The organism is Paraburkholderia flava (genome assembly GCF_004359985.1).
GTDB lineage: Bacteria > Pseudomonadota > Gammaproteobacteria > Burkholderiales > Burkholderiaceae > Paraburkholderia > Paraburkholderia flava.
This window is the reverse complement of record NZ_SMRO01000002.1, coordinates 2,283,760-2,301,020: the sequence shown is the minus strand read 5'-3', so window position 1 is coordinate 2,301,020 and position 17,261 is coordinate 2,283,760. Positions and strand designations below refer to the sequence as shown.

Below are 17,261 nucleotides of genomic sequence, written 5' to 3'. Positions count from 1 at the left end.
CGCGCCGTACCGAAGCGCCTTTAATGCGCCTTCGCCAACCCCTCTGCAACCAGCGCTTCATGCACCTTCGGCCGCGCGGCAACACGCGCCTGATACGCGAGCAGATTCGGATAATCCGACAGACTGATCTTCAGCATCGGCGCCCAGTTGACGATCGTGAACGCGTACGCGTCGGCGACCGTGAACGTGCCGGTCAGGTACTCGCGCGTGGCGAACAGCGTATCGAGTTCGGTAAAGCGCGCAGCGAGCTTCTTGAGGCACGTCTCTCTCGTCGAATCAGCAGTATCCGAATGCCACAGCCACGGGCTGAACACCTTGTGCATTTCGGTGCCGATATGGGTGAGCCATTCGAGCACAGCCATCCGTTCCGGCGTGCCCACAGCCGGAATCAGCGCATGCCGCGGATCGCGATCGCCGACGTATTGCAGCAGCGCCGCGCCTTCGGTGTGCCGCGAGCCGTCGTCGAGTTCGAGCAGCGGCAGGTAGCCGCGCGGCGAAATCGCGTAGTAGTCTTCGCCGGTCGCGAGCGTGTGCTTCGGGAGGTTGACCTTGATTGCGTCGAAGTCGAGGCCGGCTTCGAGCAGCGCGATACGAACGGCGAGCGAACAGGCGCCAGGCGAGTAGTAGAGTTTCATCCGTGATCCTTTTTCGTTGTCGTGACAGGGTGACGCATCGCAGCGTCGACAGGGTGGCTCGTGACGCAGAGCCGGTGTGGTAAAAGTAGCACCGTTCCGGGCATCCGATAAACAGGCGAACGACCAAACGATGCGTGCAAAAACGCAATATGAACTGACGCCGGCCGACACGCAGATCGTACTCGCGCTGGTCCGCGCGGGCACGCTCGCCGAAGCGGCGTTGCGGCTGGCGCTCGATGCATCGACCGTGTTCCGCTCGGTCCAGCGGATCGAGCGCGGTCTCGGGCAGCGGTTGTTCGAGCGTTCGCGCAGCGGTTATCGCGCGACGCCGCTCGGCTTGCAGCTCGCGCGTCACGCGGAGCGCATCGAGGCCGAACTCGCCGCCGCGCGTTCGAGCATGCAGGCGGCCAGTCATCGCGTGGCCGGTCCGGTCCACGTGACGACCACCGACACCGTGCTGTACGGCCTGATGCTGCCGATCCTGCGCGATCTCGCCGATTTGCATCCGGAGTTGTCGTTCGAACTGACCGCCGACAACACACTCGCGAGCCTCACAAAGCGCGACGCGGACATCGCGATCCGCGCGACACGTCGTGCGCCAGGACATCTGATCGGCAAGGAGGCCGGGCCGATCCGCGTCGCGGTGTTTGCCGCGAAATCGACCGGCATCCGCAGCGGCGACCTCGCCACGCTCGCGAAGTGCGACTGGGTCGCGCCGGACAGCTCGCTCGGCAATCATCCGTCGGTGATGTGGCGCAAGCGTTACTGTCCGGACGTGCAGCCGCGCTACCGCACGAATAGCGTGATGGCGGTGCTGGAACTCGTCGCGCTCGGCTTTGGCGTCGGCATCGTGCCGCTGTTTCTCACGCGCGGCCGCGACGATCTCGTGCAACTGACGCCGACACTCGACGAAGTCGAAGCGCAGATCTGGGTGCTTGCGCATCCGGAGTCGCGTCATCTGCCGCACGTCGCTGCCGTCTATACGTACATCACCGAACGTATTGCGCAGGAACTCGCCGGGCCGACCGGCCTCTGATTTTCCCTTCTACCTCTTGCTGATCCGCGACACGAAGTTGCGGATTCGCCGCGCGTGCGTTGTGCCGATGCCGGGTGACGGATCCCCATGAACGCGGTGTGGCCCCGACGGTTAGCGTGCGCGGCCCCTGTACAATCGCGCGCTTGCCGCTGTTGCGGCGCATCACGCTGGCGGCCTGCGTTTGGCTCGGCCCGGCGACGCTGCGATGATGGCTGCCCCGACGCGGTCCGCGCGGCGTAGCAGTGTGCGTGGTGGTTTGTTCGATTGAGCTCTTCCAGGAAATACCGACGATGAACATGAACTGGCGTAAAACGGCCGTGCTCGCGATGCTCGCGGCGGCTACGACGATGGCGGCGAGCGCCGCATCGGCAGGCGATATCAAGGAAATCCGCTTCGGCGTCGAGGCGTCGTATGCACCGTTCGAATCGAAGACGCCCACGGGCGAACTGCAGGGCTTCGACATCGACATCGGCAACGCGGTGTGCGCGAAGCTGAAGGCGAAATGCGTGTGGGTCGAAAATGCGTTCGATGGACTGATCCCCGCACTGCAGGCCCGCAAGTTCAACGCGATCAACTCGGACATGTCGATCACCGACCAGCGTCGTCAGGCGATCGATTTCACCGATCCGATCTACGTGATCCCCAACCAGCTGATCGCGAAGAAGGGCAGCGGTCTGCAGCCGACGCCCGCGTCGCTGAAGGGCAAGCACGTCGGCGTGCTGCAGGGCGCGATCCAGGAAACCTACGCGAAGGCACGCTGGGCGCCGGCCGGTGTCGACGTCGTGCCGTACCAGACGCAGGACCAGATCTACGCGGACCTCGCATCGGGCCGGCTCGATGCGGCGTTCCAGGATGCGGAAGCCGCATCGAAGGGCTTTTTGAAGCGTCCGCAGGGCGCGGGCTTCGAATTCGCGGGTCCGCCGGTTAACGACGAGAAGCTGCTCGGCGCGGGCGTCGGCTTCGGCGTGCGCAAGGGCGACAAGGCATTGAAGGATGCGCTGAACGACGCGCTGAAATCGCTGAAGGCGGACGGCACGATCGATCGCTTCGCCGCGAAATACTTCGACGTGAAGGTCGTGCTGAAGTAAACGGCTGCGGCGCTGCGCGCCACGCTGTCGATGCCACGGGCCGCCGCGATGCGGCCCGTGGCTTTTTTTCGTGCGCATCGCGTGCATTCAGTGGGGTCGCCACGAAATTTCCGCTGATTTCCCGAAGTACGGCCCACGATCGGGTCATGACAGGGAGCGCGGTGCGTTAAAATTGCGGTGCGTTTTGCATGCGCCCGAACGGACGCTTTTCAGCAAACGCCCACACACGTAAGCACAGATCATATAAAGCAGGCTGAAGCGTACGCGCTTCGCGGGGGACCGGAATGAACACGATCGCGGCCGATGGCCCGCGTCGCCACGCCGTGCCGGGCGTGACGAAGACGATAACCGCACAGGTGGTGTTCGCCCGCCAGCCTGTGCTCGACCGCGACGGGATGCTGTGCGGTTACGAAATGAAAGCCCGCGAAATCGCCGTTGATGAGGCGGCGGATGCGTTGCCGCACGCTGGGACGGACCCGGCTGATCCCGTCGAACCGCGTCGCTCCGATCCGCTCGCGGGTGTCCATCTGGTCGTGCGAGCGGCGGTCCAGCCGGCGGTGCGCGCGGCGCTCGTCGGTCACATCGGCTATCTCGACGTCACGCGCACGATGCTGCTCGACGAGACGTTGCAGGTGCTGCCTCCCGATCGTTTTCTGCTCGAAATTCCGCCGGACATCGAAGTCGATAGCACGCTGATCTCGCGCATCGTCACGCTGCATGCGCGGCGTTACCGTTTCGTGCTCGACCATGTGACCGAAGCGGATCATACGTTTGCGCAACTGCTGCCGTACGCGGCGGCGGTGAAAATCGAATTCGGCCGCACCGAGCGCGCGATGCTCGAGAAGCTCGCGAGCGTGCTGAAGACGGCGGGCAAGACGCTGATCGCACTCGGCATCGATACGCAGGCCGATTTCGATTCGGCGCGGCAACTGGGCTTCGATCGCTTCCAGGGTTACTTCTTTGCGCGGCCGCAATCGTCGACTGCGCGTCGTGTCAGTGCGCCGCGTCATGCGTTGCTGAATCTGCTGCAACTGCTCGGTTCCGAACCGACCGTTACGCAGCTCGAAACCGAACTGAAGCTGAACCCCGTGCTCGTGATGCATCTGATGCGGCTCGCGAACACGAGCGGTCTCACGACGGGCCGAAAGGTCGAGACGCTGCGCGAAGCGATCAACGCGACCGGCACCGACCGCATCGCACGCTGGACGCAACTGCTGCTGTACGCGGACGGACGCAAGGTCGCGCTCGAAAGCGATCCGCTGCTGCAACTCGCGGCGACCCGCGCGCGCTTCATGGAACTCGCGGTCGCGCTGTTGCCGAGCGCCGGACGCGACGAACGCGACGCCGCGTTTCTGACCGGCGTGTTTTCGTTTGTCGATGCGGTGTTCGGCGGGTCGCTGGCCAGCACGCTCGACGTGCTCACGCTGTCGCGGCCGATCCGCGCGGCGATCCTGTCGCGCGACGGCGTGCTCGGCGTGCTGCTCTCGGCAATCGATGCGCTCGAACGCGGTGCGTGGGACGACGTCGATGCAGCCTGTGCGCAGCTTGAACCGCTTACTGCCACGCAGATCGCCGCGCTCGCGCTCGAAGCTGCCGCATGGGCCGGCGTCGCGGATCGTCACGCGGAAGCGGCAGGGCTCGAACGTCTCGACGAAGACGAAGAAGAGTGACCCGTTGCACGTGCGTCGAGTGCGTCGCGTAGTCGCGTGCATAGGCGTGCGGCTTCGTCCGGTGAGGCGACGTTCGTGAAGCCGATCAGCAGACCCTGGTCGTCGCCCGGCATCGCATAGCGCGCCGACAGTGACTGGCAGTTCAGTCCAGCCCGTTGTGCACGGTGCGCGAGTTCGAGATCGTCGAGAGGCGATTTGAACCGCGCGATCAGATGCATACCGCCGCTCGTCAGTTCGACGCTCACCTTGTCGCCGAACGTTGCCGCGAGCGCCGCGACGAGCAGCGTGCGGCGGCGCGCATATAGCAGCCGCATCTTCTTCAGATGACGCGAGAAATGGCCCGCCACGACGAAGTCCGCGACGATCGCCTGCATGAACGGCGCGGGGCCATGTGACCATCTTCGTGCTGTCGCGCGGCCTGCGTCGGCGAGCCGTTCGGGCAGGACCAGATAGCCGAGTGCGAGGCCCGGGTAGAGCGTCTTCGAGAAGCTGCCTGCGTAGATCACGCGATCGTGCGCGTCGAGATTCTTCAGCGCCGGCAGCGGCGGACCGCTGTAGTGGTACTCGCCGTCGTAGTCGTCCTCGACGATCCACGCATCGGCACGCGATGCCCAGTCGAGTAGTTGCAACCGTCGCGGCAACGCGAGCGACACGCCGAGCGGCGCCTGATGCGACGGCGTGACAATGGCCATGCGTGCTTTCGGCGCACGTCGCATCCCGTATTCGACGACGAGCCCCTGTGCATCAACCGGCACACCGACGGGCACGACTTCCGCCGCCGCGAGCACATCGCGCGTCGGCGGATGGCACGGATCTTCGACCCACACGCGTTCGCCTTTCCTCAGCAGCATCCGCGCGACCAGGGCAAGCGATGCCCGATAGCCCGCCGTGACGACCACCTGTTCCGGCGTGCACGCGATGCCGCGCGACACCAGCAGATAAGTCGCGATCGCCTGACGCAGCGGCGCGTGGCCGGACGGATCGCCGTACGCGAGATCGGAGAGTTGCAGCGTGCGCATCCGTCGCGCGGCGAGACGCGTCCATGTCTTGCGCGGGAACGCGTCGAGTGCGGGCATGCCGAGTTGAAACGGCGGCGGGAGCGTGGAGGGTAGGGGTTGCGATGGGACGGAGGTGATCAGCGGGGGTTCCTGCGGCACGGAGGCGCGTACCCGGTTGTTGCCGCGCCCACGTGCTGGTGCAACCGCTGCCGTGGTCGTCGGTTCAGGCACAACCGGCAGATGCGGCGACACAACCGTTCCCGCCTGACCGCGCGCGAGCAAATAGCCTTCCCCAGTCAGCTGTTGATACGCTGCTTCCACCGTACCGCGCGCAACGCCCAGTTCACTCGCCAGTGCCCGTACCGACGAGACACGTTCGCCGGGTTGCAGTCGCCGCTGTTCGATTGCTGTGCGAATCCGCATGTAGATCTGCCGCTGCAGAGGCATCCGGTCGTCGCGATTGAGCCGCAGCCCGTCGCGGGAGTCGCGGGAAACACGCTTCGCATTCATGTCCTGGTCGTTTGCTCCGTTTTTGGCCCTTCGGATTGGGGCATCGTACCGCTATGCTGGTCTCCGTGAAAAGACAAAAGGAGCCCATCATGAGCGAACGAATCTTCCTGGCCGGCGCGACCGGCGCCATCGGCCGGATCCTGGTGCCGTTGCTGGTGCGTGCGGGACACACGGTGTACGGCACGACGCGGCGCGCGGACAACAGCGCGATGCTCGAGAAGCTCGGCGCGATCCCGGTCGTCGTCGATGTGTTCGACCGTGATGCGCTCGCCGATGCGATGAGCGACGCGGCGCCGAGCGTCGTGATCCATCAACTGACCGACTTGCCGCCGGGCCTCGACCCGCAGCGGATGGCCGAAGCGACCGCGCGCAATGCACGGATTCGTACCGAGGGCACGCGCAACCTGGTCGATACGGCGCTCGCGGCAGGCTGTGGCCGGATGATCGCGCAGAGCATCGCGTGGGCGTATGCGCCGGGCGAGCCGCCGCTGACCGAAACCCATCCGTTCGATCTCGACGCGACCGGCGCGCGGCGCACCAGCGTGGACGGTGTGATCGCGCTCGAACGTGCGGTGCTCGAAACACCGGGCCTCGACGGCACGGTGCTGCGCTATGGACAACTCTATGGTCCGGGGACGGGCATTCCGGTGGCGGGTGGCGCGAGTCCGCTGCACGTCGAGGCTGCTGCATGGGCTGCCGCGCTTGCGCTCGAACATGGTGTGTCCGGCGCGTTCAACGTCGCGGAAGACGGGGCGGCGGTGAGCAGCGCAAAGGCGCGTCGCGCGTTCCACTGGACACCGGATCTGCGCTTGCCGCAGGACGTGGCACACATCCTCGAACAGACGCGAGGCGCGCAATGAACCTGCGGCCGCCGTTCGGCGGATTCACGGGACAGAAGCCGTTTCCCGCCGTGCTGTTCCGTTTCGCATGGCCCGCGCTCGTTGCCGCGACGTTGCTTGGCGCGCCGTCGGCGGCTCGGGTCGCGCAGGGCAACGCGTCGCTGCTGGAACAATGGCTTGCTGAGTTGTGCGGCGGAGGTGCCGATCAGCCGTTGTTCTCATCGACACCCGCGCGACCCGGCGAGGCCGCGCGGCCGATGACCAAGGTCACTGTGCTGTCGTGCGAGCCGCTGCCCGATGTGCCGGGCAAGACGATGACGACGACGCTTGTCGAGTTTCCGCCGCGCGCGTACACGCCGGCGCATCGCCATCCGGGTTCGGTGACCGCGTTCGTGGTGGAGGGGACGGTGCGCTCGCAGCTGGAAGGCGGGCCCGCAGTCGACTACACCGCGGGCGCGACGTGGTTCGAAGCGCCGCGCGAGCTGCATCTGTTCGCGGAAAATCCGGACCCGGTGCGGCCGGCCAAACTGCTTGCGACGTTCGTTACCGATCGCGATTGCGGGCCGTTGACGATTCCCGAACCGAAGTCCTGAACGGGTCGAGAAAGAACGGTCAGCGCGTTTCGGCTTCGGTGTCGGTATCCGTCTCGGCCGTATGCGCAAAGAACCGCCCAAGCTCGCGCGCAAGACTGTTCAACGCCGCCATCTCGCGCTGAGAGATCCGCCGCGGTTCATGCGTGAGCGACCAGTCGCCGTACAGCAGTGCCACCGTCGACTGATCGCTGGCACGCGAGATCGGCAGCAGCACGAACGAGCGTGCATCGTCGATCGTGCGACGGAACCATTGCGGCAGCCGCGCGAGCATCTTCGGATCGCGTGCATTCTCGATGAAGATGCCGACCGAATTCGCGATCGCCAGATGGAACACGTCGGGTTCGAACGCCGCGTCGAACGAGAGTCGCGGCAGCGCGGCCTCGACGTCGGGTCCGAAACCGAGACGCGCGACGAACGTGCCGCTGCCCTGGCGCACGAACACGATCGTGCGCGTGAACCCGAGGCCCGCCAGCACCGTTTCCGATGCGAGCGCGAGCGCCGGACCGAGCGCATTGTCAGAGGAAAGCGCACGCAGATCCTCGACCCCCGCGTCGATGCGCGCTTCCGGATCAAGCGACTCGCGCGCGATCGCATCGGCGTTCGCGCGCAGCTCGACGATCTCGCGCATCACGCTGTCGCCGGCTTCTTCATGCGCGAGCGACACGCTCATCTCGACCAGCGTCTCCACGTCCGAGCCCAGCACGCGGCTGTAGCTGCCCGCCAGCTCCGCAATGCGCGCTTCGCGCTGCGATTCGGGCAGGTTCGGGGTCGTGAGCAGCTCGGCGACTTCGGTCGAATAGGTGGTGAGCGCGCGCAGCCATTGCACCTGGCGCGGCTCGTCGCCGTGCGGATCGTATTCGCCCATCCCGGTGCGAATCGTGTCCGGCAGACGCCAGCGCGTCGCGGCCTCGAGGCCGATCTCCTCGAACGTCACGCCGAGCACTGCATCGCAGGCTTCGTCCGGATCGGTGCCGGCTTCGATGCGCTGGCGGATCTGATCCCACTCGGTGTCGAGATAGAACACGACCAGCAGCTTGCCGATCTGCCGCATCAGCGTGCAGACGACCGCTTCTTCACCGACGCGCAGATCGCCGCGCTCGGTGAGCTTGCGCGCGACGCAACCCGACAGCATCGTACGGTTCAGTTCGAGCTTCGCGTCGATGCGGCGTGGCGCGCTGTGATGAAAGTGATCGACGATTTTCAGGCCGACGACCAGATGGCCGACCGCGTCCATGCCGAGCACCATCAGCGCGCGCGTGACCGTCGTGATGTTGCCGCCGAACGCCATGTACATCGCCGAGTTCGCGAGCCGCAACACCTTCTGCGTGAGCGCGAAATCGGACAGCACGACCCGTACGAGCGCACTGAAATCCAGCTCGTCGTTGTTCATCGCTGCCATCGTCGTGCGCAGCGATTGCGACAGCATCGGAAAGTCGCCGCGCTCGCTCATTCGCGTCCAGAGCCTGTCGAGCACCGCCGCTTTTACCATGTGAATCCCGCCAACAAAACCATAGGTGTTGCAATGAGTGGTACGCCGCGTCGCACGCCGTTACGGCATGCGACGCGGCGAGCCGTGCAGATGCAGCGAGCGCGATTCGAAGCGCTGCGCCAGTTCTTCCGACGGCAATGCCCTGCAGACCAGCCACCCCTGAATATGATCGCAGCCCATCTCGGTCAGCAGCGTGCGCTGCGCTTCGGTCTCGACGCCTTCGGCTACCAGTTCGAGATCGAGCGTCTGCGCAAGGCCGACCACCGCGCTGACGATCGCCTGATCGTTGCGCGAGGTTAGCAGATTCTCGACAAAACTCCGGTCGATCTTCAGCTTCGCAAGCGGAAAGCGCTGCAGGTACGCGAGGCTCGAGTAGCCGGTGCCGAAGTCGTCGACGGCGAAGCGGATGCCGATCGCGGTCAGTTCTTCCAGCAGCGCCTTCGCGTGCAGCGGATCGTGCATCAGCAGGCTCTCGGTGATCTCGAACACGAGCCGGCGCGGGTCGAGCCCGGTCAGCTCGATCGCTTCGCGCACGCTGTCCTTGAAGCGCGGATCGCGGAACTGCTGCGGCGACACGTTGACTGCAACGTATTGCAGTGCGATGCCCTGCGCGTCCCACTGGATCAGCTGCATGCACGCCGCCTTCAGCACCCAGTTGCCGAGGTAATTAATCAACCCGACCGATTCGGCGAGCGGAATGAACATCGACGGCGGCACGAGTCCATGCAGCGGATGATGCCAGCGGATCAGCGCCTCGACGCCGACCACGCCGTGCGTCTGGCTGCTCGTGATCGGCTGGAAGTGCAGCGAGAATTCGCCGTTGCGCACACCGTCGTACAGATCCGATTCGAGCTTCAGACGTTCGGCGTCGGCGGGGCTGTCGTCGGCGACGTAGAACGCGAGCGTGTTGCCGCCCGCGGCCTTCGCCTGCAGCAACGCGTGATCGGCCCAGCGCAGCAGATGACTGTCGTGGTTCGCGAGGTCGCGGGTGCCGGATACGTCCGGGTACAGCGCAATGCCGATGCTGGCTGACAGATGCACCTGCTGGCCGTGATACGAATACGGTTGCTGCACTGCGGTCAACAGGCGTCGCGACAGCGCTTCGGCCGCGGCGGCCACCGCGGTCCGTCCACCGCCGGGGGGCAGCAGGATCGCGAATTCGTCGCTGGCGACGCGTGCGATCGTCTCGCCCTGGTTCGCGGCGGCCGAGAGGCGGCGTGCGGTCTCGCGCAGCATTTCGTCGCCGGCATCGTAGCCGAGCGCGCGGTTCACGCGTTGATAGTCGTCGAGATCGAGCAGCAGCAGGCCGGCCGGCGTGCCGAGCGTGTCGGCGCGTTGCTGCGCGTCGAGCAGCGCCGGAATCAGCGCGGACAGGTTCGAGATGCCGGTGAGCGGATCGTGATTCAGCGCATGCGTGAGACGCGCTTCGGTCGCGCGCCACGTCGACACGTCGAAGCCGGCGATCGCATAGCCTTCGACGCCGTCGTGCTGATTGCTCACCACACGCAGTTCGACCGCGATCGGATAGGTCAGCGACTTGACGAGTTCGATGGTCGCTTTCTCGACCATGCCGCTCGACTTCGCGCGGGTGAGCAGCGCGGTGAGGCGGGTGGCGTCGGCGGGCGCGACGAGGTCGTACAGCGTGACCGTCTGCAGATACTCGCGGTGATAGCCGATGAAGCGCAGGCTCGCATCGGACACGTACAGGAAATGCAGCTCGTGATCGACCTGCGCGAGAAAATCGACCGCGCCGACCGTCTGCTCGAGACGCAGCGGTGCGAATGCGGGGCTGGGCCGGCCGCCCATGTGCCGGCTTCCCGGATGCCGGCCGCCCATACGCCGGCCGAATGCGCGGAACCGGTCGAAGACCGTGCGCAAGGAGCCCCGGCGGGGCGCGATGATGCTGTTCGCTTCCATGTTTGTGGCGGGCAACCCTCGTCGTTCTGCGGCGGCGCGGCCCGTCCGTCCAGCCGCGCGTGAGTCGCGACCGGGACGGTAGAGCCGCCCATCAGAACTTGATATCGACCGGCGGGGAAAAATCTTTAACAATTTCTGACGGATCGACAGGTGGGACGCACGGCGGGGCGCGAGTCGCACGGGAAAGCACACGGGAACGCACGCAGGAAAGGATTGGAAAGCACGGGGCATACCGTATGTGCGTTGCTGTCAGTTGCACATGCAGTTGCACATGCGGTTGCTCATGCCGGACGACGGGCGGTCCCATAAACAGTACCCCGATACCCTCATTTTTCCCTGTACGCCGCCGCGCGGGATTCGGTTAAAGTGGGGCGATCGAGTGGGCGCGGATGTCGATGCGCCACGTGCGAGCGTCGCGCATCGCGGCTTCGTATGCACGACGAATCCAGGTGCACCGCGATGCATCGCGAATCCGCGACGCTGTCCCCGAACCTTTGCTGCCGCAAGCCATGTCCGACTCTCCGAAAACCGGCGTGAGCAGTCAACCTGCGGGCCATCCGGCGCCGTTGCGCGTGCCTGCCGACGCTGCACGGCAGCCGACGCCCGCCGCGCTCGCGGCCGGCGTCCAGCAGTGCGTCTATCTCGGCCGGCAGCCGATCGTCGACCGGCATGGCGCGGTGCACGCGTACGAGCTGCTGTTTCGCTCGGGCCCGCACAATCGCGCCGACGTCAGCGACGATGCGCAGGCCACCGCACAGGTGGTCGCGCGCACGATCGGCGGAATCGGTGTCGCGGCGGTGCTCGGTACGCGACGCGGCTACGTGAACATCGGCCGCGAGCTGCTGTTCGACGACATCGTGCATCTGATGCCGCCCGAGCGCTTCGTGCTCGAGATCCTCGAAACCGTGACCTTCGACGCGCGGCTGCTCGCGCGCATCACGGAACTGCGGCGCGCGGGTTTCGGCATCGCACTCGACGACGTCTGCGCATGGAGCGGCAACATCGCGCTCGCGCTGCCGTACGCGGACATCATCAAGATCGATTTCCTGCAGACACCACGCGACGCGTTGCCCGCGCTCGTCGAGCAGATGCGTGGGGCGGGGCGCACGCTGATCGCGGAAAAAGTCGAGACGCGCGAAGACTTCGCACTCGGTCATACACTCGGCTTCGATCTGTTCCAGGGTTATTTTTTCGCGCGGCCGCAGATGCTCGCCGCGCCGCGTGCGCGCATCTCGCGGTCCGCGCTGCTGCGTCTGCTCGCACTGCTTGCACGCGATGCGGACATCGTGGAACTCGAGGCCGAGCTGAAGCGCAGTCCGTCGATCGTCGTGCAGTTGCTGCGGCTCGTGAACTCGAGCGCATTCGGTCTGCCGCGCGAGATCGGTTCGCTGCGCGAGGCGGTGCTGGTCGTCGGCACACGGCAGATCGCGCGCTGGGCGCAGTTACTGCTGTATGCGGGCGGCAGCGAGCTGCCGTGGCATCGCGATCCGCTCGTGCAGCTGACCGGCACGCGCTCGCGCTTCATGGAACTGGTCGCGCGCGCGCTGCGTCCGCACGACGACGCATTCGCCGATGCGGCGATCATGACCGCGATCTTCTCGCTCGTGCATGTGGTGCTGGGCGGCACGATCGAGGAGGCGCTCGACCGGGTCGGACTCGCGCAGCCGATCCGCGATGCGATCGTCGGATATCACGGACCGCTGGGTGCGGTGCTGCGTATCGCCGAAGCCGCCGATCACGGCGACGATGCGACGGTGCTCGCTCACGACGATGCACTGGCCGGTTTTGCGCCACTGACGCAGGCGTCGCTCGCGGAGTTGAATCTGGCGGCGGCTGCATGGTTCGATGCGCATGCGGGGGAGTCGGTGGATACGCAAGCGGGTGAGTAGATCCTCCCCAATCGATGCCGACCAGCCTGCGCATCCCCCCGTAACGTGTTCCAATACCGGCACGGACCGACGGTGGTCCGCGGCGGTCTCCGGCGGCGCACCATGCGTGCGCGCCTGATCGACATGATGAATTCGACGTGGACTAGCGAGGTGACGACATGATGCGAAAAGGATGGCCGGCAGCGGCCGCGATTCTGAGCGGCGCGGCACTATGCGCGTATTCGATGCTCGCGTCGGCGACGCTGAAGCCGGGTGCGCAGGCGCCGGACTTTACGGCGCAGGCGTCGCTGGGCGGCAAGACGTTCACGTACACGCTCGCCGATGCGCTGAAGAAGGGCCCGGTTGTGCTGTACTTCTACCCGGCCGCGTTCACGAAGGGTTGCACGATCGAGGCGCACGAGTTCGCCGAAGCCGTTGACCAGTACAAGCAATACGGCGCGACCGTGATCGGCGTGTCGCACGACAACATCGATACGCTGACGAAGTTTTCGGTCAGCGAATGCCGCAGCAAATTCCCGGTCGCGGCCGATGCCGATTCGAAAGTGATCGACGCGTACGACGCCGGCCTGCCGATGCATGCGCCGATGGCGAATCGCGTGTCGTATGTGATCGCGCCGGACGGCAAGATTCTCTATGAGTACACGAGCCTGTCGCCGGACAAGCACGTCGAGAACACGCTGAATGCGCTCAAGGCGTGGGCTGCTGCGCACAAGCAGCAGTAGTCATGGTTTTGCGGTGCGCGGGTCAGCAGGACTACCTGCGCGCACCGGCTTTCGTTTTTTTCTGATGGTGCGTTGAATGCCGATTCTGGTTCTGCTGGTCGTCGTGATCGGAGTGATCTACGGCGCGGTGTGGTCGTTCGAACGGCTGGCCGCGTTGTTCGGCACCGGCGTCGCGGTCGCCGTGGCCGTGGTGGTCGCGGCACTCGTCATCGCGGCGCTCGCGTACTGGTGGCGGCGCCGTCGCGAGGTCGCGTCGAACATTCGCGACGGCGACTGGACTCACGAACTGAAGGGCGGCTGGGGCGACGTGCGGTTCGCAGCGGACAAGCGGCTGTGCCGGTTGCGCATCGACGGTGTGGAAGGCAACTACATCTTCGCCGATCTTGAAGCGGCAACCGCGCGGTCCGACCCGCAGCGTGGCTGGCTGGTCGAGGTCTACGTGAAGGATGCGAAGCGGCCGGTGTGGAACGTGCCGGCCGGCGACGAGCGGCGTGCGCGTCAGTGGGTGCGGATCTTCGCGCTCGCGATTCGTCAGGCGCTTTGAACGGCGCCTGACGATCCCTATGTTCCAGCAGGCCCTGCCGACTCCGCGCGTCCGCGTGCACCACGGTTTTCCCACCGCACGCGAATCCGGTCCATATACAGATAAACGACCGGCGTCGTGTACAGCGTCAGCATCTGGCTGACGATCAACCCCCCGACAATCGAGATGCCGAGCGGCGCGCGCAGCTCGGCCCCTTCGCCGGTGCCGAACGCGAGCGGCAGTGCACCGAGCAGCGCTGCGCAGGTCGTCATCATGATCGGCCGGAAGCGCAGCAGACACGCCTGGCGAATCGCCTCATACGAAGACAGTCCTTGCCGCGACGCCTCGATCGCGAAGTCGACCATCATGATCGCGTTCTTCTTCACGATGCCGATCAGCAGGATCACGCCGATCAACGCGATGATGCTGAACTCCGTCCTGAACGCGAGCAGCGCGAGCAGGGCGCCGACACCGGCCGACGGCAACGTCGACAGAATCGTGAGCGGATGGATGTAGCTCTCGTACAGCACGCCGAGCACGATGTACACGGCGGCGAGCGCTGCGAGGATCAGGATCGGCTGGTCGGACATCGATTGCTGGAACGCCTGCGCGGTGCCCTGGAAGCTGCCGTGGATCGTCGCGGGCATGCCGATTTCGGCCATCGTGTCGTAGATCGCCTGCGTCGCGTCGGACAACGATTTGCCCGGCGGCAGGTTGAACGAGATCGTCGATGCGACGAACTGGCTCTGGTGATTCACCGATATCGGCGTGTTGCCCGGCCCGAAGCTCGCGATCGCCGATAGCGGGATCATCGTTTCCTTCGACGTCGACACCGCCGAGCCCGACGACGCGCTCGACTTGCCGCTCGCGGCGATCGAGTTGATCGCCTGGTTGCGCGCGGAGTCGGCGGCAATGCTCGCGACGCTTGCGGCGGTCGTGCCGCCGGTGCCGCCCACCGCCGCCCCGGGCGCGGAATTCGACACGGTGCCGGCCGCCGCGTTGGTGGTCTGCGCGCCGCTTGCGCTGCCGCCCGACGTGCTGATCCACACCTGGTTCAGCATGTCCGGGCTCTGCCAGTATTTCGGCGCGACTTCCATCACGACGTGGTACTGGTTCAGCGGGTTGTAGATCGTCGAAACCTGGCGCTGGCCGAACGCATCGTACAGCGTGTTGTCGATCTGCGCGGGCTTGATGCCGAGCCGCGCCGCAGTTGCGCGGTCGATCGTCACCATCGCTTCGAGACCGCCTTGCTGCTGGTCGGAGTTCACGTCGGCGAGTTCGGGGCGGGCCAGCAATGCGTCGGTGAGTTTGGGGCCCCACTTGTAGAGATCGGCGGTGGTGTCGGACAGCAGCGTGAACTGGTACTGCGCGTTCGACTGCCGGCCGCCGACGCGAATGTCCTGCACCGCCTGCAGGAACGTACGCGCGCCGGCGACGTCCCCGAGCGGCGCGCGTAGCTGCGCGATGATCTGGTCGGCGGACTGCTTGCGCTCGCTCTTCGGTTTCAGCACGACGAACATGAAGCCCGAGTTGGTCTGCCGGCCGCCGGTGAAACCGACCACGCTCGCAACCGACGGGTTCTTCTGCACGATCGCCATCATCTCGGAGAACTTTAACTTCATCGCCTGGAACGACGTGCTCTGGTCCGCCTGAATGCCGCCGACCAGACGCCCCGTGTCCTGCTGCGGGAAAAAGCCCTTGGGAATGATGATGTACAGCCAGACGTTCAGCCCGATCGTCGCGAGCAGCACGACGAGGATCAGCCGCGGATGCCGCAGCGACCAGCCGAGCGTGCGTTCGTAGCCGCGCTGCATCCGCTCGAAACCGCGTTCGAGCCACTGGCCGAAGCGGCCTTCCTTTTGTGCTTCGCGCGGCTCGCGCAGCAGTCGCGAGCACATCATCGGCGTGAGCGTGAGCGACACCACGAGCGACACGCCGATCGCGAGCGACAGCGTCAGCGCGAATTCGCGGAACAGCCGCCCGACGATCCCGCCCATCAGCAGGATCGGCAGAAACACCGCGACCAGCGACAGGCTGATCGACAGCACGGTGAAGCCCACTTCGCGCGCGCCAATAAACGCGGCTTTCATTCGCGGCACGCCGTTCTCGATGTGCCGAGAAATGTTTTCGAGCACGACGATCGCATCGTCGACGACGAAACCGGTCGCGATCGTCAACGCCATCAGCGACAGGTTGTCGATCGAGAAGCCGAGCAGGTACATCGCCGCGAACGTGCCGATGATCGAGATCGGCACCGCGACACTCGGGATCAACGTCGCGCGCCAGTTGCGCAGGAACAGGAACACGACCATCACGACCAGCGCGACCGCGACGATCAGCGTGCGCTCGGTGTCTTTCAGCGACGCACGGATGGTCGTGGAGCGGTCGGCGGTGGGCAGTACCTCGACGTCCGCGGGCAGCGACGCCTGCAACTGCGGCAGCATTTCGCGCACGCGGTCGGTCGTTTCGATGATGTTCGCGCCGGGCTGCCGGTAGAGGATGACCAGCACTGAACGCTTGCCGTTCGTGAGGCCGAGGTTGCGCAGATCCTCGACCGAGTCGACCACTTCCGCGACGTCCGACAGCTTGACCGCCGAGCCGTTGCGATACGCGATCACGAGATCCTTGTACTGGGTCGCCTTGCTCGCCTGATCGTTGGTGTAGATCTGTACGCGGTTCGGGCCGAATTCGATCGAGCCCTTCGGACTGTTCGCGTTCGCGGCCGCGAGCGCGGCTCGCACGTCTTCGAGCCCGATGCCGTAGTGGAACAACGCCTGCGGTTCCAGTTCGACCCGCACCGCCGGATTCGCTGAACCGGCTACGTCTACTTCGCCGACGCCGTCTACCTGCGACAGCGACTGCTGTAGCACCGTCGCCGCCGAATCGTACAGTTGGCCTGCTGGCAGCGTTTTCGACGTTAGCGCGAGGATCAAAATCGGTGCATCGGCCGGATTCACCTTGTGATACGTCGGATTGCTGCGCAAGCTCGCAGGCAGATCGGCCCGTGCTGCATTAATTGCTGCTTGCACGTCACGCGCGGCGCCGTCGATGTCACGGTTCAACCCGAACTGCAGCGTAATCCGCGCACTCCCCACCGAACTCGTCGACGTCATTTCAGTAACGTCCGCAATCGACCCAAGATGCCGTTCGAGCGGACTCGCGACACTGGTCGCGACGGTTTCCGGACTCGCACCCGGCAGGCTCGCCTGCACCGAGATGGTCGGAAAATCGACCTGCGGCAGCGGCGCGACCGGCAGCTTGACGAACGCGAACATCCCCGCGAGTGCGATGCCGATCGCGAGCAGCGTCGTGGCGACCGGCCGCTGGATGAACGGACGCGACAGATTCATCG

At 65.6% G+C, this 17,261-nt stretch carries 13 protein-coding genes; 8 read left to right on the top strand and 5 right to left on the bottom strand.

All coding sequences use genetic code 11. From position 1 onward, the window contains the following. Positions 1 to 20: 20 nt before the first annotated feature. Positions 21 to 635, bottom strand: a complete 615-nt coding sequence (gene gstA, locus E1748_RS21665; protein WP_133649184.1) for a glutathione transferase GstA — start codon at positions 633 to 635, stop codon at positions 21 to 23. Positions 636 to 765: 130 nt separating this feature from the next. Between gstA and E1748_RS21660 the strand changes: the two genes are divergently transcribed. The 3 genes from E1748_RS21660 to E1748_RS21650 all read left to right on the top strand — a co-directional run bounded on the left by E1748_RS21660 (position 766) and on the right by E1748_RS21650 (position 4,429). Further along, positions 766 to 1,671, top strand: coding sequence for a LysR family transcriptional regulator (locus E1748_RS21660; protein WP_133649183.1), 906 nt, complete (start codon positions 766 to 768; stop codon positions 1,669 to 1,671). A 290-nt stretch (positions 1,672 to 1,961) separates the two neighbouring features. After that, positions 1,962 to 2,759 carry an ABC transporter substrate-binding protein gene (locus tag E1748_RS21655; RefSeq protein ID WP_133649182.1) on the top strand — a complete coding sequence of 266 codons (798 nt, stop codon included), beginning with the start codon at positions 1,962 to 1,964 and terminating at the stop codon, positions 2,757 to 2,759. Between the two features lie 284 nt (positions 2,760 to 3,043). Continuing rightward, positions 3,044 to 4,429, top strand: coding sequence for an EAL and HDOD domain-containing protein (locus E1748_RS21650; protein ID WP_133649181.1), 1,386 nt, complete (start codon positions 3,044 to 3,046; stop codon positions 4,427 to 4,429). On the opposite strand, the gene pdxR is transcribed toward E1748_RS21650, so the two are convergent. Beyond that, entirely contained in the window at positions 4,378 to 5,937 is a 1,560-nt protein-coding gene (pdxR, locus tag E1748_RS21645) for a MocR-like pyridoxine biosynthesis transcription factor PdxR (RefSeq protein WP_133649180.1), read from the bottom strand. The genes E1748_RS21650 and pdxR overlap by 52 nt on opposite strands. 89 nt (positions 5,938 to 6,026) lie before the next feature. Here pdxR and E1748_RS21640 point away from each other — a divergent pair, with 89 nt between their 5' ends. After that, positions 6,027 to 6,797 (top strand): NAD-dependent epimerase/dehydratase family protein, encoded by a 771-nt coding sequence (locus tag E1748_RS21640; RefSeq protein WP_133649179.1) that lies wholly within the window; start codon positions 6,027 to 6,029, stop codon positions 6,795 to 6,797. Next, positions 6,794 to 7,369 (top strand): cupin domain-containing protein, encoded by a 576-nt coding sequence (locus E1748_RS21635; protein ID WP_133649178.1) that lies wholly within the window; start codon positions 6,794 to 6,796, stop codon positions 7,367 to 7,369. The genes E1748_RS21640 and E1748_RS21635 overlap by 4 nt, the downstream gene beginning before the upstream one ends. Before the next feature lie 19 nt (positions 7,370 to 7,388). On the opposite strand, the gene E1748_RS21630 is transcribed toward E1748_RS21635, so the two are convergent. Then, entirely contained in the window at positions 7,389 to 8,858 is a 1,470-nt protein-coding gene (locus tag E1748_RS21630) for an HDOD domain-containing protein (RefSeq protein ID WP_133649177.1), read from the bottom strand. Between the two features lie 60 nt (positions 8,859 to 8,918). Then, complete coding sequence (locus E1748_RS21625; RefSeq protein WP_240766715.1) at positions 8,919 to 10,664, bottom strand: putative bifunctional diguanylate cyclase/phosphodiesterase; 1,746 nt, start codon at positions 10,662 to 10,664, stop codon at positions 8,919 to 8,921. Positions 10,665 to 11,284: 620 nt separating this feature from the next. On the opposite strand from E1748_RS21625, the gene E1748_RS21620 reads away from it, so the two are divergent. From E1748_RS21620 to E1748_RS21610, 3 genes are all read left to right on the top strand, one after another. Next, positions 11,285 to 12,664, top strand: coding sequence for an EAL and HDOD domain-containing protein (locus E1748_RS21620; protein ID WP_133649176.1), 1,380 nt, complete (start codon positions 11,285 to 11,287; stop codon positions 12,662 to 12,664). Positions 12,665 to 12,822: 158 nt separating this feature from the next. After that, entirely contained in the window at positions 12,823 to 13,386 is a 564-nt protein-coding gene (locus tag E1748_RS21615) for a peroxiredoxin (protein WP_133649175.1), read from the top strand. 76 nt (positions 13,387 to 13,462) lie between these two features. Further along, a complete protein-coding gene (locus E1748_RS21610; protein WP_133649174.1) occupies positions 13,463 to 13,930 on the top strand; it encodes a hypothetical protein in 468 nt (155 codons plus the stop codon). A 17-nt stretch (positions 13,931 to 13,947) separates the two neighbouring features. On the opposite strand, the gene E1748_RS21605 is transcribed toward E1748_RS21610, so the two are convergent. After that, the gene (locus E1748_RS21605) at positions 13,948 to 17,259 is read right to left on the bottom strand and encodes an efflux RND transporter permease subunit (protein ID WP_133649173.1); all 3,312 of its coding nucleotides are present in this window, start codon (positions 17,257 to 17,259) and stop codon (positions 13,948 to 13,950) included. Between the last annotated feature and the right edge of the window lie 2 nt (positions 17,260 to 17,261).